11 protein-coding genes are annotated in these 22,497 nt (G+C 72.1%); 10 read left to right on the top strand and 1 reads right to left on the bottom strand.

Annotated features, from left to right (window positions below):
• Positions 1 to 52 precede the first annotated feature (52 nt).
• The 10 genes from ABYF38_RS03765 to ABYF38_RS03720 all read left to right on the top strand — a co-directional run bounded on the left by ABYF38_RS03765 (position 53) and on the right by ABYF38_RS03720 (position 20,683).
• Positions 53 to 1,246, top strand: a complete 1,194-nt coding sequence (locus ABYF38_RS03765; RefSeq protein ID WP_371152809.1) for a hypothetical protein — start codon at positions 53 to 55, stop codon at positions 1,244 to 1,246.
• A 158-nt stretch (positions 1,247 to 1,404) separates the two neighbouring features.
• Positions 1,405 to 7,512 carry an Ig-like domain-containing protein gene (locus ABYF38_RS03760; RefSeq protein WP_371152808.1) on the top strand — a complete coding sequence of 2,036 codons (6,108 nt, stop codon included), beginning with the start codon at positions 1,405 to 1,407 and terminating at the stop codon, positions 7,510 to 7,512.
• A gap of 37 nt (positions 7,513 to 7,549) precedes the next feature.
• Positions 7,550 to 8,506 carry an AAA family ATPase gene (locus ABYF38_RS03755; protein WP_371152807.1) on the top strand — a complete coding sequence of 319 codons (957 nt, stop codon included), beginning with the start codon at positions 7,550 to 7,552 and terminating at the stop codon, positions 8,504 to 8,506.
• Between the two features lie 7 nt (positions 8,507 to 8,513).
• On the top strand, positions 8,514 to 9,839 hold the full coding sequence (locus ABYF38_RS03750) for a DUF58 domain-containing protein (RefSeq protein ID WP_371152806.1): 1,326 nt from the start codon (positions 8,514 to 8,516) through the stop codon (positions 9,837 to 9,839).
• The gene (locus ABYF38_RS03745; protein ID WP_371152805.1) at positions 9,836 to 12,727 is read left to right on the top strand and encodes a transglutaminase-like domain-containing protein; all 2,892 of its coding nucleotides are present in this window, start codon (positions 9,836 to 9,838) and stop codon (positions 12,725 to 12,727) included. Before ABYF38_RS03750 ends, ABYF38_RS03745 begins: the two co-directional genes overlap by 4 nt.
• Before the next feature lie 2 nt (positions 12,728 to 12,729).
• Positions 12,730 to 14,160: a hypothetical protein gene (locus ABYF38_RS03740; RefSeq protein ID WP_371152804.1), complete on the top strand. Its 1,431-nt coding sequence runs from the start codon at positions 12,730 to 12,732 to the stop codon at positions 14,158 to 14,160.
• Positions 14,161 to 14,277: 117 nt separating this feature from the next.
• Positions 14,278 to 15,288 carry an ornithine carbamoyltransferase gene (gene argF / locus ABYF38_RS03735; protein ID WP_371152803.1) on the top strand — a complete coding sequence of 337 codons (1,011 nt, stop codon included), beginning with the start codon at positions 14,278 to 14,280 and terminating at the stop codon, positions 15,286 to 15,288.
• A gap of 59 nt (positions 15,289 to 15,347) precedes the next feature.
• Positions 15,348 to 16,457, top strand: a complete 1,110-nt coding sequence (locus ABYF38_RS03730; protein WP_371152802.1) for an enolase C-terminal domain-like protein — start codon at positions 15,348 to 15,350, stop codon at positions 16,455 to 16,457.
• Entirely contained in the window at positions 16,454 to 18,427 is a 1,974-nt protein-coding gene (gene menD / locus ABYF38_RS03725; RefSeq protein ID WP_371152801.1) for a 2-succinyl-5-enolpyruvyl-6-hydroxy-3-cyclohexene-1-carboxylate synthase, read from the top strand. Before ABYF38_RS03730 ends, menD begins: the two co-directional genes overlap by 4 nt.
• Positions 18,428 to 18,796: 369 nt before the next feature.
• Positions 18,797 to 20,683, top strand: coding sequence for a S1C family serine protease (locus ABYF38_RS03720; protein ID WP_371152800.1), 1,887 nt, complete (start codon positions 18,797 to 18,799; stop codon positions 20,681 to 20,683).
• 298 nt (positions 20,684 to 20,981) lie between these two features.
• Here ABYF38_RS03720 and ABYF38_RS03715 read toward each other — a convergent pair whose 3' ends face one another.
• A complete protein-coding gene (locus ABYF38_RS03715) occupies positions 20,982 to 22,481 on the bottom strand; it encodes an isochorismate synthase (protein ID WP_371152799.1) in 1,500 nt (499 codons plus the stop codon).
• Positions 22,482 to 22,497 lie beyond the last annotated feature (16 nt).

Below are 22,497 nucleotides of genomic sequence, written 5' to 3'. Positions count from 1 at the left end.
TAATGAACACCAACCGCCGCCGTGCCCCGCGCCAGGCCCGAGGAGGACGCAAATGACCGCCTGCCCGTACTGTTTCGCGGAGCTCTCCACCCAGAAGGTCGCCTACCGGTGCACCTCGGGCCGCTGCCCGGAGGTGATCGACTACGAGGCCTCCTCGCTGGCCGGCTTCCAGCTGCTCTCCACCACGCCGCTGATCCTGGACGCCTCCTCCAGGCACGCCTTCCCCACCTCGGTGCCCTGCATCTCCTGCAACTCGACCTGCACCCAGGAGGTCTGCATCGAGTGCCTGCGCGACATTCCGGCCGGATGGAGGGAGGGGGAGACGCTCACCCTGGCCGTCACGGGGGCCGTGGGCGTGGGCAAGTCGGTGTGGATCGGCGTGCTGGTCAACCAGCTGCAGCGCCTCGCCGCCGCCCGGCAGGTGGGCTTCTCAGCGTTCAACAACTCCACCAAGGAGATCTACGAGGCCAACTACCAGCGGCCCATGTACGACTCCAACGGGGTGCTGCGCCCCACCCCGCCGCTGGCGGACAACGAGGCCTACCAGCGCGAGCCGCTGATCTGGCGCTTCGGCGGCCTGGCGGGCGGGCGTGACCTGTTCCTGGTGCTGCGAGACATGGCGGGCGAGGACCTGGAGCGGGCCCACCAGGCCGAGCCGCGCTTCCGCTACCTCGGCAACGCCAACCTCACCCTGTTCCTATTCGACCCGTTCATGGTGCCGGGCTTCCTGGACCTGATGGCGGGCCGGATCGAGGCGGACAGCGGCCGCTTCGGCTCCCCCGCCAGCGAGGTGCTGCCCTACCTGCTGCAGCAGATCGAGGAGGGGGAGTGCAAGCTCGGGTTGGTCATCTCCAAGTTCGACGCCGTGCAGGACCTGGCCGGGGTCAACTCTCCCTTCGCGCCCATCTTTGCCAACCCGGCCACGATGATGAGGCGGGACAACACCTTCACCCACCCGGACGCCTCCGCCCCGGAGGTATTGCTAAGCCGGGCCGACTACCTGAGCCAGTCCCGGCTGTTGGAATTGGAGATCGTCTCCCTGCTGCGCGCGCTGCGCGAATCGACGATAACGGCCATCGCGAACACCGCCGTGCGGGAAAAGCGCGTGCGGGCCGTGCGTCACTTTGCGGTCTCCGCACTGGGAGAAACACCCAAGCACGCCGACAGGCTGACGGTGCGCGGCATTTCCCCGTTCCGGGTGCTAGATCCCCTGCTTTGGGAGCTGAGCGAGCGCGGCTACTTCTAGCTGTCCCCAGGCGTTAATCAACCGGTTGAGAAGTACCAAAGCGCCCGTATCTAATAGGATTACTGCAATTTTCCAACCCAAAATCGCCCCGGGAACTAGCTGCCGATTGAGGTTGCGCAACTATGAGATTAGAACGCCTTCGCAAGCAAGGGGTCGCCGTGGTGACCACCTTGGCGGTGGGCGTTTTGGCTGTTTTGGCCGCCCTCAGCCCCGGGCAGGAGACCACTGACCTGAGCCTGACCGACGGCGGGGTCTGGATCACCAACTCCTCCGCCCGCCTGGTCGGGCACCTGAACTCCGCCTCGCGGCGAATCGACGGCGGCATGCGCGTGGCGGCCAAGCGGGTGGAGCTTTTCCAGCAGGGGCAGGACGTCTTTGCCTCCCTGCCGGAGGAATCCCACCTCAACCGGGTGGACGTGTCCACCGCGACGCTGGGCGCGGGCCTGGCCCTGGAGGGGCTGGGCGCTCAGGTGGGTGGCGGCACCGTCACCCTGGTGGACGCCGCCGGCGGGCGCCTGTGGTCCATGGACGCGGCCGACTTCTCCTCATTCGTCCCCTCCGCCGTGCTCAATCCGAAGTCTGCGGAGCTCAGTGCCCTGGCCGCAGCAGAGCTGGAGCCCACCCCGGGCGCCTCGCCCGAGGCGGCTGGGCACTCAGACACGCGCGCCACGGTGCAAAACATGCCGGGGGCCGTCGTGGCCGCCGGCGTCGACGGCAGCGTCCACGCCGCCTCCGCAGCGGCCGGGCAGGCGGCGACAATCTGGCGCAGCGGCGAGCAATACGCGTCGTCCACCCGCCCCATCGGTACCGGCGCGCTGGCCGAGCTCGAGGTGGCGGGCGTGGGTGCCAAGACCGTGGTCCTGGACCGCGCGGCCGGCGTGCTCTACCTGCCCGGCGGGGTGGAGGTAGAGGTGGCGGGCGCCAAGCCCACCCTGCAGGAATCCGGGCCGGCCGCCAGCGAGGTCGCCGTGGCCACCACCACCGAGCTGCTCATCTACCCGATCACCGGCGGGGAGCCGCAGCGCATCGCCACCCCCGCCATCGGCACCCCAGTGCGCCCGGTGCTGCACGCCCAGTGCTACTACGCCGCCTGGACCGGCTCCGGCGCCCACGCCCGCCACTGCGCGGACGCATCGCGCAACCTGCGCGCCATCGCCCCCAGCCTGGCCGGAGCGAAGACCGCCGTCTACCGCACCAACCGGGACGTGATCGTGTTGAACGACACCACCACCGGCAACGTGTGGCTCCCCGAGGACGGCATGGACCTGGTCAACGACTGGGACGCCCTGCTGCAGGACATCGAACAGCGGGAGCGGGAGAACAAGAACAAGGTGGTCACCAGCGAGCAGCTGGCCCCCGAACGCACAGAGAAGAACAACCCGCCGGTGGCGCAGGACGACGACCTGGGGGTGCGCCCCGGCCGCTCCACCGTGCTGCCGGTCGTGGCCAACGACACGGACCTGGACGGGGACTTCCTCACCGCCAAGCCGCTCTCCCAGCCCTCGATAGGCCGGGTGAGCGTGGCGCGCGCCGGTGCCGCGCTGGCGATCGAGGTACCCGGGGACGCCAGCGGTACCAGCACCTTCGAGTACGAGGTCAGCGACGGGCGCGGCGGGACCGACCGGGCCACGGTCACCCTGACCGTGCGCGGAGAGCGGGAGAACCACAAGCCAGTTCAGCGCGTGCCGCTGGCCGTCACGCTGGGGCAGGGTAAGTCCGCCACCGTGAACGGGCTGGACGGCTGGTGGGACCCGGACGGTGACCCGATCTTCATCGACGCGGTCATCCCCCCGAGCGGGCTGCGCGCCCGCGCCCTGCCGGCCGGCACCGTGGACCTGCGCGACGCGGGCCTGGGGGCAGGCAGGTACAACGTCCCCCTGCTGGTGTCCGACGGCCGCGAGAGCGGTGAGGGAACGCTGGCCGTGACCGTGGTGGGGGCAGCCAACCTGCCGCCCGTCACCAACGCCGACTTCCTGGTGGTGCGCGTGGGCTCCACCGCCACCCTCAACCCCCTGGCCAACGACACGGACCCGAACGGCGACGAGCTGCGCCTGGTGAAGCTGGACGACGCCCCGCTCGGCCTGAGCGCCAAGATGGTGGTGGAGGACAAGCTGGTGGTAGTGCAAGGCACCAAGGCCGGCACCTACTACCTGAACTACCTGGTGGCCGACGGCGCCGCCACCACGCCCGGGACGATCCGCGTGGACGTAGTGGAGGGCAACGACCAGGCTCCGCCCTCCGTGGAGGACGACCTGGGGGTGCTGGACTCCACCGGGCAGGTGCTGGTCAGCCCGCTGGTCAACGACACCGACCCGACCGGCGGGGTGCTGACCATCAACGGCGTGCACGTCCCTCCCTCCTCCTCGCTGCAGGTGGCCGTGATCGAGCATCACCTGCTGCGCGTGACCGCGCCGCGCGGGCTGGCCGCCCCCCAGACCTTCACCTACACGGTCTCCAACGAGTTCGGCTCGGCCGTCGGCACGGTGACGATCATGCCGGCCAGCGGCAATGACTTGTCCGATCCGCCCGAACTGAGCGACGACACCCTGGTGGTGCGCAGCGGCGACGTGGGCGCCGTCAAGGTGCTGGCAAACGACCGCTCGCCCGGAAACCTGAAGCTGACGGTGCTGCCCACCCTGGAGCAGGACTTCTCCGCAGACCTGGCCACCGTGTTCGTGAGCGACAACGTGGTGCGGGTGCGCGGAGGCGCCAGCGGCGGCAGCGGCAAGATCGTCTACACGGTCCAGGACACGGCCGGCAACGCCGTCTCCGCGCAGATCAACCTGACCGTCGTGCCCCTGGACGCCGCCAGCAACCAGGCGCCGCGCCCCAAGGACCTCACCGCGTGGGGCCGCGCCGGCGGGCAGACCAGGATCCCAGTCCCCCTGGACGGGATCGACCCGGACGGCGACTCCGTCTCCCTGGTGGGGCCCGCCTCCCCGCCCAGGCAGGGGATCGTCGAGGTCCGCGAGGGCCTGCTGATCTACACGGCCAACAAGGACGCAGTGGGCACCGACTTCTTCACCTACGAGGTCGAGGACAAGCTGGGGCGCCACGCCACCGCCTCCGTGCGGGTCGGGATCGCCCCGCGCAGCGGCGTGAACCAGCCCCCGGTGGCGGTGCAGGATATCGTGGTCACTCGCCCCGGCTCCCGCATCGGTGTCCCCGTGACCGCCAACGACCTGGATGCCGACGGCGACCAGCTCTCGCTGGTGGAGGACTCCGTGGTCTCGCAGGCATCCTCCCTGCGGGCCGCGGGCGTGGGCGGGCGGATCGTTGCCACCGCGCCGCACGAGGAGGGCTCCTACACCGCCGCCTACGACGTCACCGACGGCCGCGGCGGCAGCGCCACGGGCATCCTGACGGTCACGGTCCGCAAGGACGCCCCGCTGCTGGCCCCGATCGCGCGGGACGACGTGATCGACCGCGCCAGCCTGAGCGCAGACCAGGCCACGACGGTGGTGGACGTGCTCAAGAACGACGAGGACCCCGACGGGGACATCGGGCAGGCCGAGATCGCCTCCAGCGACCCCGGGGTGAAGATCAACCCCGACCGCACCGCCACCGTGGCGCTGCGGGCCGAACCGCAGATCCTGGTCTACACCGTCACCGACACCGACGGGATCTCATCCTCCGCGTTCATTCGGGTGCCCGGCACCCAGGTCACCCGCCCGATCCTGGACACCACCAAGGTGCCCGTGGTGGTCAAGGCCGGCAGCAGCGTACAGATCAACCTGAACAACCTGATCATCCGCCGCCCGGGCCGCAACGTCCTGATCACCGACGCCTCCAAGGTGTGGGCCGGCCCCGGCCACGACGGCTCCACGCTGGCGACCAGCCAGTCCACCATCACCTTCGGCACCGACCGGGCCTTCTCCGGGCGCACCAACGTGGTGGTGGAGGTCACCGACGGCAAGGACCTCAACGCCCCCGACGGGCGCGTGGCGACGGTGACCATCCCCATCGACGTCACCCCGGGCGACAACCGGCCCCCGGTATTCGACGCCACGGCGGTGCGGGTGGCCGCCGGCGAGGAGGCGGTGGCGATCGATCTAGCCGAGATGGTCACCGACCCAGACGGGGACTCTCCGGCCCGAATGACCTACACCCTCACCGGCGAGGTGGAGCCAGGCCTCACCGCCTCCATCAGCGGCACCGTGCTGCGGGTGGCCGCAGACCTGAAGTTCCCCAAGGGGCCGGCCGGAAACCTCCAGATCACCGTGGACGACGGGCGCGGCGGCGTGGTCACCGGGCAGCTGCCCGTGACGGTGGCGACCTCCTCCCGCCCGCTCATCCAGTCCGCGCCGATCAACCTCACCCTGGCCGGGGACCGGGAGGAGACCGTGGACCTGGCGCAGCTGGCCACCAACCCGTTCCCGCAGACCCCGCTGACCCTGGTGGGCCGCCCGGCGGTCACCGAGGGGGGCGTGGTGAGCGCGGAGGGCACCGTCTTGAGGATCAGCGCGGCGCCCGGCTTCTCCGGCCGCTTCACCGTCACCTACACGCTGGCCGACGCCACGGCGGACCCCGACCGCCACCACACCAACGTCATCAACGTCTCCGTGCTGGGCAAGCCCAGCCCACCCACCGCGATCACGGTGCGCACCACCGGCTCGGGTGAGGTGGAGATCTCCTGGTCCCCGGCCGAACCCAACGGCTCTATCGTCTCCCTCTACCGCGTCAACGTGGTCAGCGAGGGCAACCGGGAGGTGACCTGCACCCAGGCGACCATCTGCAAGCTGGGCGGGCTGCGCAACGGGCAGGAGCACTCCTTCACCGTCAGCGCCCTGAACGAGGTCGGGTGGAGCGCGCCCTCGGCGGTGCGCAACCACTACGTGGACGTGGTGCCGGGTGCCCCCTCCATCCTGGCCGCGGAGCCCGGCGACGGTCACGCCCTGCTCACCTGGTCCGCCCCCGCCAACGAGGGATCCGCCATCACCGGCTACGAGGTCTCCATCCTCGGCATGGGCACGCGCACCTTCGCCCCGAGCACGGCCGGCGTCCCCCAGAAGATCGACGGCCTGAAGAACGGCACCGTCTACTCCTTCACCGTGCGCGCCCAGAACTCCGCGCGCGCCGACCAGGGCTGGGGGCCGCGCTCGGTCCACTCCAGGGACGTGGTGCCCTACGGCAAGCCCGGCCCGGTGGGTAACCTCACCGTCCAGGCCGACTCGATCGGCACCGGCACCGGCCTCACCGAGACCGTGCGCGTCAGCTGGACCCCGCCCACCTTCAAGAACGGTCGGGAGATCGAGCAGTACACGGTCTCGCTGGCCGGCATCTCCAAGAACATCAGCCCGGAGCAGACCTCGGTGAACTTCGAGGCCAGCTTCTCCGACTCCGCGCTCGAAGTCTCCGTGGTGGCCATCAACGACTTCGCCCGGTTCGTGCACTCAGAGCCCGCGCTGGCCAAGGTGTGGGTGCTGGGCCAGCCGCCCGCCCCCACCCTGAGCGCGGTCACCGCCACGGGCGACTTCGGCACCGCCACCCTGAACTGGGCCCCCTCCCCGGACGGGCGCGGCTGGCGCGGCAGCGAGCTGTCCTACCAGTGGAGCCCGGGCGGGGGAGAGTGGCACCCCCTCAACCACAACACCCTCACCGGGCTCCCCAACGGCACCCCCGTGACGATCAAGCTGCGGGCGGTGGGCGTCAAGGGCGGCGTCACCGCGTTCTCCCCGGAGGCGGTGGCCCCGGCCCCGGTGACCCCGTACGGGCCGCCCACCAGCCCCACCATCTCCTGCGCCTCCGAGGTGGGCAGGGTGCGCTGCACGTGGAGCGGCGGGGCCGACGGCGGCATGACCACCCGCTACGTGCTCAGCGGGGATGCCTCCCAGGAGGTCGGGCCGGCCGGCTCCATCACGCTGAAGGGGGCCGCCCACAGCCTCAAGGTCGCCTGCATCCAGGCGGTCCAGGCCGGCGGCAACGTCGGCCCGCGTAACTGCGCCAGCGGCACCATCCAGGAATTCCTGCGCAAGTACGACGTCGTAAAGGGACAGAAGGCCGACTGCAACTGGGACGGCTGCGGCGAAGGCGAATACCACCGCGTAGACCTGCACCTGATCGGTTGGCCCGACGACGCCACGGTGCGGTGCTTTGGCAATTTCGAGGGCGTCGATGTGGAAACCTACGTGCAGATGGGTGGAAACACTGACGTTAAGCTCACTCCGGAATTCATTGGGTGGCCCAGCCTCCAGCTGATCACCGCAAACCCGGAGATATTCACCACCCCGTGGCTCACCTGCGAGGGCGGAGTATTCCAACCGTAGGAACGGCAAAGCGTGGGATGGACATGAAGGAGAGATTGTGGCAGTCACGGTAGAAAAGGCCCGCTGGTTCGCGGAGGCCTTCAACACGATTGTCGACAACATCGGGCGGGCCCTGCTGGGCAAGCAGGACGTGGTGCGCCTGGCGGTGACGTGCATGCTCGCCGAGGGGCACCTGCTGCTGGAGGACGCCCCCGGTACCGGTAAGACCGCGCTGGCGCGCGCGATCGCGGCGACTGTGGACTGCAGCCACTCGCGCATCCAGTTCACGCCAGACCTGTTGCCGCTGGACATCACCGGCACCACCATGCCGGACAAGTCCGGGCGGTGGGAGTTCCGCAAGGGCCCGATCTTCGCCTCCATCGTCCTGGCCGACGAGATCAACCGCGCCTCGCCCAAGACGCAGTCCGCCCTCCTGGAGGTGATGGAGGAGGCCAAGGTCACCAACGACAACGTGCGCCACGACGTGGGCCGGCCCTTCCTGGTGATCGCCACCCAGAACCCGATTGAGCAGGCCGGCACCTACCGCCTGCCCGAGGCGCAGCTGGATCGCTTCATGATGAAGTGCTCGCTGGGCTACCCGGCCCGGGCTGCGGGCGTGGAGATCCTGCTGGGCTCCGGCAACCCGGACCGCTCCCAGAGCCTCTCCCCGGTGCTCAACGGCCGGGCGGTGGCGGACATGAGCGACCTGGCCAAGCAGACGCACGTGAGCGAGCCGGTGGCCCTGTTTGTGCAGCAGCTGGTGGAGCAGACCCGCGCCCACCCGGCCGTGCGCCTGGGCGTCTCCACCCGTGGCGGCATCTCGATGATGCGCGCCGCCCGAGTGTGGGCGATGGCGCAGGGCCGCCACTACGTGGTCCCCGAGGACATCACTGCGCTGGCCGAGCAGGTGTGGGCACACCGCATCGTGATGGACCCCGACGCCGAGTTCTCCGGCGCCACCGCCCAGCAGGTGGTGGCGGACTCCCTGGCGGCCGTGCCCGCCCCGACCGCCTAGGAAACTCGTGGCCGTCCAGCCCGATCCGCGCGCCTCGGCGCCCCGAGTGCCGCCCCGAGCGCTGCCCGCGCAGCAGCCGGGGCCGGTTGGGCGCGCCGAAAAGGCCAGGCAGGCACTGTCCGCGTGGCGCGAGGCCGCCAGCGGGCGCGTGGAGTCCCTGCCGGTGCTGGGGCGGGCATGGTCGTTCGTGGAGGGGGTGACCAGGCTCGGGTGGGCAGTGGCCTGCTTCGGTGCCCTGGCCGCGCCCGCCGGCTGGTGGCTGGGCTGGCTGGAGCTGCTGATCCTGGGCATCCTGGCGCTGGCCTGCATGGTGCTGGCGCTGTTGCTGGCCGTGGGGCGGGCCAGCTACGAGGTGCGGCTGCGCCTGCTGAAGGACCGAGTCACCGTCGGTTCGCGCGCCACCGGCACGCTGCAGGTCATCAACCGTTCTGGACGGGCGGTGCGCTCCTCCCTGATGGACCTGCCGTTTGGACAGGGAATCGCCTCCTTCCGCGTGCCCGGGCTCTCCAGCGGAGGCCAGCACATCGAGGGATTCGAGCTGCCCACCGAGCGGCGCGGCGTGATCACGATCGGCCCAGCCGAGGCCGTGCGCGGCGACCCGCTGGGGCTGGTGCGCCGCACCACGGTGTGGGACGAGACGATCGAGCTCTACATCCACCCCCAGATCGTGCCGCTGTCCTCCAAGGCGGTCGGGTTCATCCGGGACGTGGAGGGTGCCACGGTCAACCAGCTCTCCTCCTCAGATGTCTCCTTCCACGCCCTGCGTGATTTCACGCTGGGTGATGACCGGCGCAACATCCATTGGCCTACGACGATCCGCGTGGGCAAGCTGATGGTGCGCCAGTTCGAGGAGACGCGCCGCGCCCACCTCCTAGTGGTGCTGGACCGCAGCGTGGAGGCGTGGGAGGACGAGGAGGACTTCGAGGTGGGGCTGAGCGCCGCCGCCTCCCTGGCCGCTGCCTCCCTGCGGGACGGCAAGGAGGCCACGGTGGTGTGCCAGGACTCCAGCTGTTTTCCGAGTTCCGCGATGCGCGCGATGGACTACTTCGCGGCGCTGGAGCAGGCCGAGGGGGTGGCGGACCTGGTGGCGGTGACGAAGGACGCCCTGCTGGAGGCGCCCGAGGCCTCCGTGGTCGTGGCGATCACCGGGGCCAACAACCCGATCGACGTGGTCCACCGCGCCCTGGCCACCCTGCCCCTGAACGTCGCCAAGGCGGCGCTGCGGGTGGATGCCAACTCCGCGCTGAGCGTTCGCACCGTGGACGGCTTCCCCGTGGTCACCTTCCCCGACCGCGACGAGCTGCCACGCGCGTTGAAGCGAGCACTGCAATGACCAAGCAAGCAGCCTTCCCCGCCAGCGGTGCGGGAGCACAGGGGGCACGGGGCACGGGAGCGCAGGGGGCGGCGGCGCGCGCCGCGACCCTCGGTGCGGGCGCGCAGGGCGCGGCCGTTCAGGGCGCGGCTTCCCAGGTCCCGGCCACCCAAAGCCCTGCTGCGCAGGCCGGTCAGGCACCGGGCAAGCGGGCCGCGAGGCGGCGCCCGCCCAGGCGCCTGGGCGGGCGCAAGGCCCGCCTCCCGGAGAGGACCGGGGTCTCGCTGCTGATAGTGGTGGTGGCGCTCCTGCTGGCCAGCCTCACGCACGGCCCGGTCTTCGGGGACGCCTCCGGCTACGTGGCGGCCGCAGGCGGCACCCTGCTCGGCACGGGCGTGGCCCTGCTGGCCTGGCGGCTGCGCCTGGGGTTGGGCGTGACCACGCTGCTGACCCTGCTGGTCTATTTCCTGTTCGGCGGCGCCCTGGCGGTGCCCTCCACCGCCATCGGCGGGATCGTGCCCACCACGGGCACCCTGAGGCTGCTGACCGAGCTCCTGGCCCGGGTGTGGATGGACCTGCTCACGGTCACCACCCCCGCCTCCATCTTCGTTGGCCCCGCGGCCCTGCCCTACCTGACGGCGCTGGTCTGCTCAGTCCTGGCCGCCTCAGCGGTGCTGCGCCTGCGCCGCCCCCAGTGGGCCGCGCTCCCGGTGCTCTCCCTGGCTGTCATAGGCATCCTGTGGGGCTCCCAGCGCGCCCCGCTAGCGGCGGTAATCGGCGCTCTCAGCGGCGTGGTGATGCTGGGCTGGCTGGCCTGGGTGGGGCGCCAGTCCGCCCGGCACACCGGGGTCGGCACAGTGCGCTTCACCTCCGGCAACTCCGCCTACCGGGGCATATTCGTGCGCGCCGGAGCGCTGCTGGCGGCGGCCGTCACGGTCGCGGTGGCCGGCGGCCTCTACCTGCTGCACGGCAGTCAACGGGTGGTGCTGCGCGACTACGTGGAGCCGCCCCTGGACCTGAGCCTGTACCACTCCCCAATCGCACCCCTGCGCGCCACGAACACCGACCACGCTGACGACGTGCTCTTCACTGTCTCGGGGCTGCCGGCCGGCACCCCGGTGCGCCTGGCCGCCCTGGACTACTACGACGGCACGGTCTTCCAGCTGTCCCCCACGGGCTCCAACGTGGCCTTCCACCGCATCGGTCAGAGCGTGGAGCGTCCCGCGCAGGCGCCCCCAGCCACCACCACCGCCAGGATCACCATCCGCTCCTACCGGGGCAACTGGGTGCCCGGCGGTGGCGACCTGGCCGGCTTGCGCTACACCGGGGACCGCGCCGACCAGCTGAAGTTCACCAGCTACTACGCCGCCCCCCTCGGCACGATCCTGACCAAGGAGGGGCTGCAGGAGGGCGACTCCTACGAGGTGGACCTGGCCCCGGCCGTGACCCTCAGCGACGACATCCTCAAGGGCGTGGCGTTCGCCGAGTTCCCATACGAGGATGCCGGCGTGCCCCCGGTGGTGGCCGAGCGCGCCCCCACTCTGCTGGGCAGCGCGGGCAGCGCCATCGAGCAGGTGCGCGCCATGGAGCGCCACTTTGCCAGCAACGGCTACTTCGCCAACGGCGTTGATTACCCCTCCCTGCCCGGCCACCGCGCCTCCCGCATCACCCGCCTGCTGGAGGAGGAGCTGCTGGTGGGGGACGACGACCAGTACGCCCCCGCCATGGCCCTGCTGCTTAGGGCCCAGGGCATTCCCGCCCGCGTGGTGGTGGGCTTCGTGCCCGCCGGCACCGGGGAAGAACTGGAGGTCAAGGGCGCGGACATGCGCGCCTGGGTGGAGGTCAACTTCTCCGGCGCCGGCTGGCAGCCCTTCTTCCCGACCCCGCCAAGGGACCAGGTGCCGCCGGACGAGAAGCCGGAGATCAAGCCCAACCCGCGCCCGCAGGTCATCCAGCCGCCCGAGGCTCCCGAGGAGCCTGCCGAGCTTCCCCCGGATGTGCTGGAGGACGACAAGGAAGAACCGGACACCCCCGAGCTGACCGTGCCCTGGCTGCAGATCGCCGTGGGGGTGGGGGCGCTCGCGGCGCTCCTGCCGCTGCTGCTGATCCTGTTGGCCAAGGCCCGCCGCCGCTCGCGCCGTGCGCGGCGCGGGGACGCCAACGAGCAGACGATCTCGGCGTGGGAGGAGCTACTGGACAGGGCCGCCGACTACGGCGTAGCCGTCCCGGGCGGCGCCACCAGGCCGGCCCAGGCCCAGCTGTTGGCGGACGTGTTCTCCGGCCGCATCGCTCTCAAGCGGTCCAGGGCGAAGAAGGGCGGGCGGAACGTCGGACAAGAAGACGCCCAGGCGGCGCAGCGGGCAACCGGCGGGCAGGCCGCCAGGGCGCTCGCGGCAGGAGGGCGAGCGGCTGAGGGGCGCTTCCCCCGCAAGAAGGGCAAGCAGCTGCCGGCGCGGCCGGTCGCCGAGGTCAAGCCGGTGCCGTTCAGGTGGGTGCGCGGCGAACAGGAGGCCGTGGTGTTGGCGGCGCTGCTCAGCGACCAGGCCGCCTTCGGCGACATCGAGGTGAGCGGCGAGCAGCGCGACCGGACCTGGGAGCTCGTGAGCGACGTCGAGGCCCAGCTGCGCGCCACCCCCGGCACCCGCACCACGCTCCGCGCCAAGTTATCCACAGCCTCGCTGCGGCGGAAGAACGTGGCACAGGAGGCCGCCCGCGCGGACGCCCGCGCCCAACGCAAGCTCGAAAGGGCCCAAATCAAGCAGGAATCCAGGCGCGCCTCCCGGCACGCCAAGGACATGGCCCGGCGCGCCAAGGCCGCCGAACTGGAGGCCAGGAAGGCCGAGGCCGCTGCGGCCAAAGCAAAGGCCGATCTCAGCGCTACCATGCCCTCAGGGCCCAAAAAGGAGTAACCATGGCAGCGAACTGGATCCCGGGTGACTTCATCGGCGCGGTGTGCCCGCAGGGAATGTTGCTCGCCGAGGGAATCAGCCGAGGCTGCGCCCTGGAGGCGTGGGAGGCGCTGCGGTGCGGCGCGGCCCTGGAGGACGTGGCAGAGTGCGTCACCGCCGCGCGCGCGGCCAGCAGCGACGTGCGCTACGCCATCAGCAGCTGGGACGGCACGACGCTGCGCGTGCTGGTCTCCGCCGGGTTCGCCGCCCGCGTGCAGGCCGGTGGCGAGGAGGTCCTGATCTCGCCCGACGCCCCCGGCGAGCCCGTTCACGCCTTCACCGACGTGCACCTGTGGGAGATCAGCGACTCCTGGTACGCCCAGGTGGGCAGCGACCAGAGCCCGTGGCCGATCGTCGAGGGCATCGTTCACGCCGAGGCCCTGCGCGCCCGCCTGCCGCTGGAGGTGGCCACCCCGTTCGGGGGCGTGGCGGCGCTCGGGGCGCTGCAGGCCGAGCCCGTGGCGGGGGAGGACGCCGCCGTCGCGGGGGAGCCGGCGCCGGGGCTCGCCGTCGCGGCCGGAGCGGGCCCGGGGGAGCCGGCGCCAGTTGAGGAGGCAGCCGAGGCGGCGCCGCTTGTGGCAGCAACGGTCGAAGCGGGAGCGGATCTGGCCGGTCCGGCTGAGGTCTCGCCGGCTGAGGCCGCGCCGGTTGTGGCAGCGCCGGCGTGGCCCGGCATGGATGTCCCCTCCGCCCCGACCCCGCAGGCGGCCGACACGCCCTCCCCGCCCGCTCAGCAGGTGTCCTGGCCGGCCCCCGCGGGCCTGCCGCAGCCTGCGCCCGAGGGCCTGCGGCAGCCGGCCCCGCCCGCTGCCGAGCCCACCGCCGCCCCGGTGACAGCCCCGGTGACAGCGCCGGTGACAGCGCCGGTAGCGAAGCAGCCGGCCCCGCCAGCGGTGGAGACGCCGCTCCCCGCGATGCAGCCCGCCCCGGCGGCCGAGCCGGCCCCGGTAGAACCGGAGCCTGAGCCAGCGGCGGCACCGTTCGCCCCCGTGGTGGCGGAGGTCTCTCCGTTCGCGCCGGAGGCGGAGGCCGGCTTCGGCGCTACCAGGGGCCCCAACGACTCGGTGTTCGCCCCGGTGACCCCGGTGGAGGGCGCGAAGGTGACGCCGGCGCCCACCCCCTCGCTGCAGCTGCCTGTGGTGCTGCCCGCTAGGTCAACGCCTGCGGCTTACGCGCCGACCACGGCGCGCGTGACCCCCGCCCCGGCGGCGCAGGCCGCGTCGGCCTCCGTCCCGGTGTTCTCTCCGGCGGGCGCGGGGCAGGCTGCGGCTGGGGCGGGCGCGGTGGGCCAGCCGGTCCGAGCGCAGGCCGCCCCGGGCAAGCAGGTGGGGATGGAGGAGTACCCGCCCAACCCGTTCGTGGCGATCTTTGGCGCCGCCCCTCCCGGGAACTGACCGGGTCGCGGGCCCGCCGTCCGCCGCCCGCGCGCTAGTCTTGGCGGCAGTGCCCGCGCTGCCAGGACGCGAGGATCCTGCCGGCGGGCAACCCGCACCCCTTAGAAAGGCACCGCAATGGAATTTCCCCTGGCTGGTCGCTCGTTCCTGCGCGAACTGGACTTCACCCCCGCCGAATGGCTGTCGTTCATCGACCTGGCAGCCGAGCTGAAGGCCGCGCGCGCGCAGGGCCGCGAGGTGAAGTACCTGGAGGGCCGCGTCATTGCGTTGATCTTCGAGAAGACCTCCACGCGCACGCGCTGCTCCTTCGAGGTGGCCGCTTACCACCAGGGTGCGCAGGTGACCTACCTGGACCCCACCGGTTCGCAGATCGGGCACAAGGAGTCCATCGCTGACACGGCGCAGGTGCTGGGCCGCTTCTACGACGGCATCGAGTACCGGGGCGACTCGCAGGAGAAGGTTTCCACGCTGGCGGAGCTGTCGGGTGTGCCGGTGTGGAACGGCCTGACGGACGACTGGCACCCCACGCAGATGCTGTGCGACGCCTTGACGATGCGCGAGCACGCAGGCAAGCCGCTCAACCAGATCTCTTACGCCTACGTGGGGGATGCCCGCTCCAACATGGGTAACTCCATGCTGGTCTCGGGTGCGCTGCTGGGCATGGACGTGCGCATGATCGCCCCCAAGGAGCTGTGGCCGGCGCAGGACGTCATCGACGCCGCGAACAAGGTGGCGCAGGAGACGGGGGCGAAGCTGACCATCACCGAGGACCTGGCTGCGGTGGAGGGCGTGGACTTCATCCACACCGACATCTGGCTGTCGATGGGCGAGCCCAAGGAGATCTGGGACGAGCGCATCCGCCTGCTGCGCCCCTACCAGGTCAACGCGGAGCTGATGGCGGCCACGAAGAACCCGGACGTGAAGTTCATGCACTGCCTGCCGGCGTTCCACGACCGGGAGACCACGGTGGGTGAGGAGATCTACCAGGCCACCGGTCTGGACGGCCTGGAGGTGACCCACGAGGTCTTCACCTCGCCCGCCTCGATCGTGTTTGACCAGGCGGAGAACCGCATGCACACGATCAAGGCCGTCATGGTGGCAACGCTGGGCCGCGAGCCGCGTGCCTGAGTTGGCGCCGCGCCCGGCCTTCCCGGCCGGATGGACGACGCTCCGCCCGCCGCACTGACATGAGAACCGCCCTTACCACCACCGCTCTGCCGGTACCGCCGTACCTGGGGGAGCGCGGGGTCGGGGCGGTTTTCGCCTACCGGGTGCCGCTGCGCGCCCGCTTTCGGGGGCTCTGGGAGCGGGAGGGGCTGCTGCTGGCCGGGGCTGACCGGGAGGCGGTGGCGGGCCCGGGGGCGGGCTGGGGGGAGTGTTCCCCGTTTTGGAACTACGGCCCGGAGGAGAGCGCGGCGTGGCTGCGCGCCGCGCTGGCTGCGGTGGCGGGTGAGCTGCCTGCCCCGGCGGCGCTGGTGCCGGTGAACCTGACCGTGCCCGCACTGAATGGCGCGGAGCTGGAGGCGTACCTGGACCGGCTGCTGGGGAGGCAAGCTGGCGCGCCGACCGGCCCCGCCGAGGCGCCGGGCGGGGGCGGGCTCTTCGCGGCGGCCAAGGTGAAGGTTGCCGAGCCCGGGCAGGAACTGCGGCAGGATCGCGAGCGGTTGGAGGCGGTGCGCCGCCGCCTGCCCGCAGCGTCGATAAGGATCGACGCGAACGCGGCCTGGAGCGTGGAGCAGGCCCTGGCGGCGCTGCCGGTGTTGAACCAGGCGGCCGGGGGGCTGGAGTACTGCGAGCAGCCCTGCGCGTCCGTAGCTGAGCTGGCCGAAGTGCGCGAGGCGGCGATCTGCCCGGTGGCGGCCGATGAGTCGATCCGCCGGGCCGCAGACCCGCTGGCGGTGGCCGCTGCGGGCGCGGCCGACTACATGATCGTCAAATCCCAGCCGCTGGGGGGCGCGCTCGCGGCCGCCCAGCTGGCCGCCCGCGTGGGGCTGCCCGCCGTGGCCTCCAGCGCGATTGAGACCAGCGTGGGGCTGGCGGCGGGCTACCGCCTGGCAAGCGAGCTGGCGCGCGGCGAGGGACTGGCGGTGCCCAGGCCCGCGGGCCTGGGCACCGCGACCCTGCTGGCCGGGGACGTCGTAGATTTGCCCCTGACCCCGCGCGGCGGGGCGCTGTGGGAGGTGGACCTGCCCGGATACGCGGAGATTGCCGCCGGCGTGGAGTCCCGGTTGACCGAGGATGCGGACCTGCGCGCGCGCTGGGGCGCACGGCTGGATGCGATGGGAGAGTACCTGTGAACGCGACTCTGATGGCGCAGTCGATCGTGGCGAACCTGGTGGCCGCCGGGGTGGGGCACGTGGTGGTGTGCCCCGGCTCGCGCTCGGGGCCGTTGGCGCTCGCGGTGGCGCACGCTGCGGAGACGGGGATGGTGCGCGCCCACGTGCGTCTGGACGAGCGCGGCGCGGCATTCTTCGCCCTCGGGTTGGCCAAGTCCCTGCTGATCTCGGCCCCGGACGAGCTCGCCGCAGCCGCCTCCGGGGCACCCGGCGGCGAGCGGGCCGGGCGCAGCCCGGGCCCCCTGGTGGCCGTGGTGGTCACCTCCGGCACGGCGGTGGCCAACCTGCACCCGGCGGTGCTGGAGGCCAGGCACGGGCGTGTCCCGCTGGTGGTGGTCACCGCCGATCGGCCCCACGAGATGCGCGGCGTGGGTGCCTCCCAGACCACGAACCAGGCGCGCATCTTCGGTGAGGCGGTGCGCTTCTTCGCCGACGTGCCCGCAGAGGGGCCGGTGGGCAGCGTCGTCCAACGGGCGGTGGCAAGCTCGATCGGCTACTGGCGCCTGCCGGATGGCGCTGTGGGCCGGATCGACGAATTGCGGCGGCAGGAGGCGGCCTGGGGCTACCGGGACGTGGACCTGAGCATGCTGGACTGGTCCGAGCGCTCAGGCTGGGGGCCGGTGCACCTGAACGTGGCCTTCCGGGATCCGCTGCTGCGCCCACACGAGGGCGCCGACTCTCTCTACGAGGCGCACGGGATTACCCCGCCGCCGGGCGGTCACCTGCCCACAAGCGCCCAGCCGGTCGCGGCCACGATCGCTGTGGGCCCCGGCACGGTGGTGCTGGCCGGGGACGGCGGCATAGAGGCGGGCCGATTTGCCGGCCAGGCGTTCCTGCCGCTGCTGGCGGAACCAAGCAGCGGTCTGCGCACGCACCCGACGGCCGTGGGCCCCTATCGGGACCTGCTGGACTCGCCCCTGGGCGAGGCGATCACCCAGGTGGTGGTCTTTGGTCACCCCACGCTATCCCGGCCGGTCTCCGCTTTGCTGGCCCGCCCGAACGTCCGAGTGATCGTGGTGGACGACGGGGCGGAGTGGACCGACGTTGCCGCTAACGCCGCCGCAGTGTTCCCCGCCGTCGAGCCGGAGCTGGAGCTGCGGGCGGGGGATCTCCTGGGGGCCGACTGGGCGGACCAGGCGGGGCGGGGCGGGCAGGAGCAGCCCAGCGACTTCCACGCTGCTTGGACCAGCACCTGGGTGGCGGCCGGTCGGCTGGCCCAGGAGTCGCTCTCTGCCCTGCTGGTGCAGGAGGAGGGCATGACCGCGTGGGGGGCGTGCGCGCGGATCTGGGAGCAGCACCTAGCCGACTGGCGCAAGGGCAAGGAGCCCGTTTTGACCATCGGCGCGTCCGCGGCGATCCGCCACTTCGACCTGTTGGCCGGCTGCGCGCTGGGCAGCCCTGACGAGCCCGGGCGCACCACGTCAGCGCAGATGCAGGGCCAGTTCCGCGCCGGGGTCAACGTGTTGTCCAACCGGGGCCTGGCGGGTATCGACGGCACCATCGCCACCGCAGTCGGGGTGGCTGCCAGGACCGGGCGGCCCGTGCGCTGCGTGGTCGGTGACCTGACCTTCCTGCACGACGCCGGCTCGCTGCTGCGGGGCGTGCTGGAAGAGGAGGTGGACCTGGACGTGATCGTGCTCAACGACGCGGGCGGAGCCATCTTTGCCACCCTGGAGGCCGGGGACGGGCGCACGGGCGAGCACTTCGACCGTTTCTGGGGCACCCCGCAGGACGTGGAGATCAAGGCCCTGGCTGCCGCGTACAAGTGCCGCTACACGCGCGTGGAGAGCGCGGCGGACCTGGCCCGGGCCCTGGGGAGGCAGCCCAAGGGACGGCGAGTGATCGAGGTTCGCTGCGAGCGCGGCGAGCCGAGGGCGGCCGGGCAGCGGATGGCCGGGGCGGTGCGCGAAGCGTTGGCCGACCTGGCCTAGCTCGGCGGCCCGCCCTGCCGGGCAGCGTGGTCCTGCGGGGCAGCGTGGTCCTGTCGGGGAAAGCGCGCCGCACGGGCTTCGCCCTGCCGATGAGCGTGGTCCTGCGGGGCCTTCCTGTTGCCCGGCAACGCGACCCCGGGGCTGAACCGGTCGACCTAGACCTTGTGCAGCCGACCTAGACCTTAGAGCGCTACGCAAGGTCTAGGTCGAGTGCACAAGGTCTAGGCCGTACAAAGTTGAAGTAATGTGGCTGGCCCAACGTGGGGCGCCGCGTCCACAGCAAACGTCGAGCAACTTTCCAGAGACGGGCGAGGCGACAATGATTAAGTGGCGCCGTCAAAAATCTGTGCACCACAGGAAGGCACGTTCGTGGACAATCGCGTAAACGAAACCGCCAGCTTTGACCTGCCGCGCCCGCTGGCGCCCACGCCGCAGGCAGCCCCGGCTCCTGCCGCCGCACCCGCCGGCGCCGAGGTGAGCCCCCCGGCCCAGCCAGCGCAGGCGGCCGCCCCGCTCCCGTCCGCGCAGGCCGATGCCTCCGGGCCGGGCCCGGCAGCAGCCGCCACCGGCCCGCTCGCGCCAGCGCCGGGGGAGGTGACGGCAACCGAAGCGATCACGGCCGTGCTCCCGGCACCCGCACCGCCGGCCGCCCCCGCCCCCGCCCCTGCCGGCACGAGCAGCCCGATGGGCCAGAGCGCACCCTCCCTGCCGGCCGCCCCTGACGCCGGCCACAGCGTGAGGGGAGGTGGGTGGCCGACGTCGGCCACGGAGGCGATTTCCTCCCCGCAGGCCGCCCCCATCGCCATCCAGCCGGCGAGCCCGGGGACCGTGCAGCTGACCGGGCAGAGCGCCAGCTTCCTGGCGGAGCAGTCGGCCGTCCGGCGCGGCGTCCCGCAGACCAAGCCGGTGCCCAGTCCCTACTCGCCCTGGCGGCCGGCCGGCGCTGCCATGCCCGACTACGGCCAGCAGACCGGCACCAACCACCTGCCCGCCTACGTGCCGGCCACGGGCAGGGCCCTGCCGGGTGGCGCGCAGGCGGCCGGCTTCTCCGGCGGCTACGGCGCAGAGTCCCACCCGGGCGTGGCGCCCGCGAGCGCAGCTCACCCGGTCGGCGAGCGCGAGCAGCCGGTCAGGACGCGGCGCGGACCCACCTGGCTGGGCGTCACCGGCATCGCCCTGGCCTGCTCGCTGGCCGCCTCCGCAGGCACCTTCGCCCTCATGGGCGGCGGGCAGAACCAGGAGCAGGCGAGCGCGGGCGGCGTCACCACGATCGCCCCGCTGGTGGACGCCAACGGCGAGACCCCCAACTGGCAGGCCGTGCAGCAAGTCGTGGGAGACTCTGTGGTCTCAATCGAGCTGGAGGTCCCCGGTGGCGGCTCGTCGGGCTCCGGCGTGGTGATCGACAAGGACGGCCACATCGTCACCAACCACCACGTCGTGGCCGGTGCCATCGAGGGCAAGGTGACCGTCACCCTGGCCGACGGGCGCATCTACGACGGGCAGGTGGTGGGCTCCGACTCCGCCACGGACCTGGCCGTGGTGAAGCTGGACAGCGCGCCGGCTGACCTGAGCGTGGCCACCCTGGGCAGCTCGGAGAACCTCCAGGTGGGCCAGGCGGTGGCCGCGATCGGCAACCCGCTGGGCTACGCCTCCACCATGACCACCGGCATCATCTCCGCCCTGGACCGGCCCGTGTGGACCGAGCAGGACGAGGCCACCGGGGACGCCGCCTCCGCGCTGACCGTCACCAACGCCATCCAGATCGACGCCTCCATCAACCCCGGTAACTCGGGCGGGCCGCTGTTCGACGCCGGCGGGCGCGTGATCGGCATCAACTCCTCCATCGCCACCATCAAGGAGTCCTCTGAGGACGAGGGCGGCTCCATCGGCCTCGGCTTCGCCATCCCGGTGGACGTCGCCAAGCTCATCGCGGACCAGATCATCGAGAGCGGCACAGTGCAGCACGCCTTCCTGGGGGTCTCCCTGGCCGAGGGCGCCGTGGAGCTGAACGGCGCCGGCTACACCGGGGCCAAGGTGGTGGAGGTGACCGCAGGCAGCTCGGCCCAGAACGCCGGGGTGCAGGCGAACGACGTGATCGTGGCCCTGAACGGCAAGTCCGTGGCCTCCGTGCCCGCGCTCATGGCCGCCGTGCGCGCCCAGCCCGTCGGGGCGCAGGTCAAGCTCGCCGTGGTGCGCGGCGGGGAGAAGCTGGAGCTCAACGCCACCCTGCAGGCCCGCAGCGAGACGGAGAACTAGCCAGGCCGGGCAAGCTCCCGCTCGCCCGGTCCTGGCCCGCCCGTCGCGGGCGGTGTTGCGCAAACGGTTGTGGGGTTAGTCGACCTATCGAGCTCTTGGTGCAGCTGTTGAGCTGTTGGTGCACCGATTGAGGGGTTACCGGCTCGGGTAGCCCCTCGAGAGGTGCACCAACCCCACAACCGGTGCGCCAACCCCACGAGAGGTGCACTAAGCCCTCAATCGTTTGCGCACGCCCGCACAGCCTCCGCGAGAGCCAGGAAGAGGCAAAGCCGCGCCGCGCCGGCCCGCAAGACCAGCGCTAGACGTCCAGCGCGTCGGTGGCGCCCAGCGCGCCCAGCATCGGTTGCAGCTTGGCGCTGGTCTCCGCCACCTCCGCCGCCGGCACGGACTGCGGCAGGATGCCGCCGCCCGCGAACAGCCGCACGGTGGAGCCGGCCCGTCCCGCAGCGTCGCCCGGCTGGGGCTCGATCACCCCGCAGCGCAGGGCGATGCCCCACTCGCCGTCGCCGGTGGCGTCCATCCAGCCCACCGGGCCGGCGTAGTTGGCCCGGTCCATGCCCTCCAGCTCGGCGATGATCTGCTGGGCGGCCAGCTTCGGGGTTCCCCCCACGGCCGCCGAGGGGTGCAGCGCCCCGGCCAGGGCCAGGGAGGTCACCCCGGTGCCGGCGGGGAGCACCCCGGTGACATCCGTGGCCAGGTGCATCACGTTGGGCAGGTGCAACACAAAGGGCTGCTCCGGCACGTTCAGGGTGGTGCAGAAGTCGCCCAGCGCGTGGGCCACGGAGTCCACCGCGAACTCGTGCTCTGCCAGGTCCTTGGAAGACCGGGCCAGGTTGCCGGCCCGCAGCAGGTCCGCCTCGTCGTCGCCGGTGCGGCGGATGGTGCCGGCCAGCACGCGGGCGGCCACCAGGCCCCGGTCCAGGCGCACCAGCAGCTCCGGGGTCGCCCCCAGCCAGCTGCCCACCTGGAAGGTCCAGCAGCCCGGGTAGTCGCGGCCCAGGGCCGTTAGCGGAACGCGCGGGTCCAGCGCGTGCTCGGTGTGCACGTAGACGTCGCGCGCCAGCACCACCTTCTGGGCCCGGCCCGTCTCCATCTGTGCGATCGCCTGCCGCACCACCCCGTCCCACCGACTGCGCGGGTGCGCGCCGGGGGAGGTGGTCACGCGCCCCGGCTGGCGCGCCGGCGCGGCCCCAGTCTCCAGGAAGGCGGCCAGCAGGGCGTCCAGCTCGCCGGCGCCGCCCTCGGGAGATGCGGCGCCCCCCGGCGTGAAGGCGCCCGCGCGGCCCGGGCCCTCCGAGCCGGCGCGGCCCGGGCCCTCCGAGCCCGCGCGGCCCGGGCCCACCGAGCCGGCCCCGCCCCCGGCGGGCGCGCCGCTGGCCGCAGTGATCGCAGCGGCGGGCGGAGCGTCGTCGGCCAAAAAGATGTGGGTGAACCACCAGCGCTCGTCGCGGCAGCCCAGCACGAAGCGCGGCACCAGCAGGAAGGACTCGCACTCGGAGGAATCGGCGAAGGCGAACGAGCCGGCGGCGATCAGGCCGGTGCCGGGCAGGCCCACCGCGTCGTCCACCTGCGCCAGCGCCACCACCGCCCGCCACTGCCGATCCAGCGCCGCGAAGCGCTGCGGGCCGCGCGCCGAGAGCCGGGCGGTCACCCCGCCACCAACAAAGCCCACGCCGGTGCGCACCCAGGCAAGAGCGTCGGCTGCGGGCAGCGCCCCTAAAAGAGAGGTCGGTAACAACGGGTGGCCCGTCACGTCGAAAGTACGGGCGCAAAGCTGGGGAATAGCCGGGGCGATCATCGCCGCCAATCTAGCC

The organism is Buchananella sp. 14KM1171 (genome assembly GCF_041380365.1).
GTDB classification, from domain to species: Bacteria; Actinomycetota; Actinomycetes; order Actinomycetales; family Actinomycetaceae; genus Buchananella; species Buchananella felis.
Note: the sequence above shows the minus strand (reverse complement) of the source record. Positions and strands in the feature narration are given on the sequence as shown.

Bases quoted from the DNA above. Each gene is read 5' to 3' on its own strand.
- ABYF38_RS03765 (WP_371152809.1), top strand. From the start codon at position 53: ATGACCGCCTGCCCGTACTGTTTCGCGGAGCTCTCCACCCAGAAGGTC.
- ABYF38_RS03745 (WP_371152805.1), top strand. From the start codon at position 9,836: ATGACCAAGCAAGCAGCCTTCCCCGCCAGCGGTGCGGGAGCACAGGGG.
- ABYF38_RS03740 (WP_371152804.1), top strand. From the start codon at position 12,730: ATGGCAGCGAACTGGATCCCGGGTGACTTCATCGGCGCGGTGTGCCCG.
- argF (WP_371152803.1), top strand. From the start codon at position 14,278: ATGGAATTTCCCCTGGCTGGTCGCTCGTTCCTGCGCGAACTGGACTTC.
- ABYF38_RS03730 (WP_371152802.1), top strand. From the start codon at position 15,348: ATGAGAACCGCCCTTACCACCACCGCTCTGCCGGTACCGCCGTACCTG.
- ABYF38_RS03715 (WP_371152799.1), bottom strand. From the start codon at position 22,481: ATGATCGCCCCGGCTATTCCCCAGCTTTGCGCCCGTACTTTCGACGTG.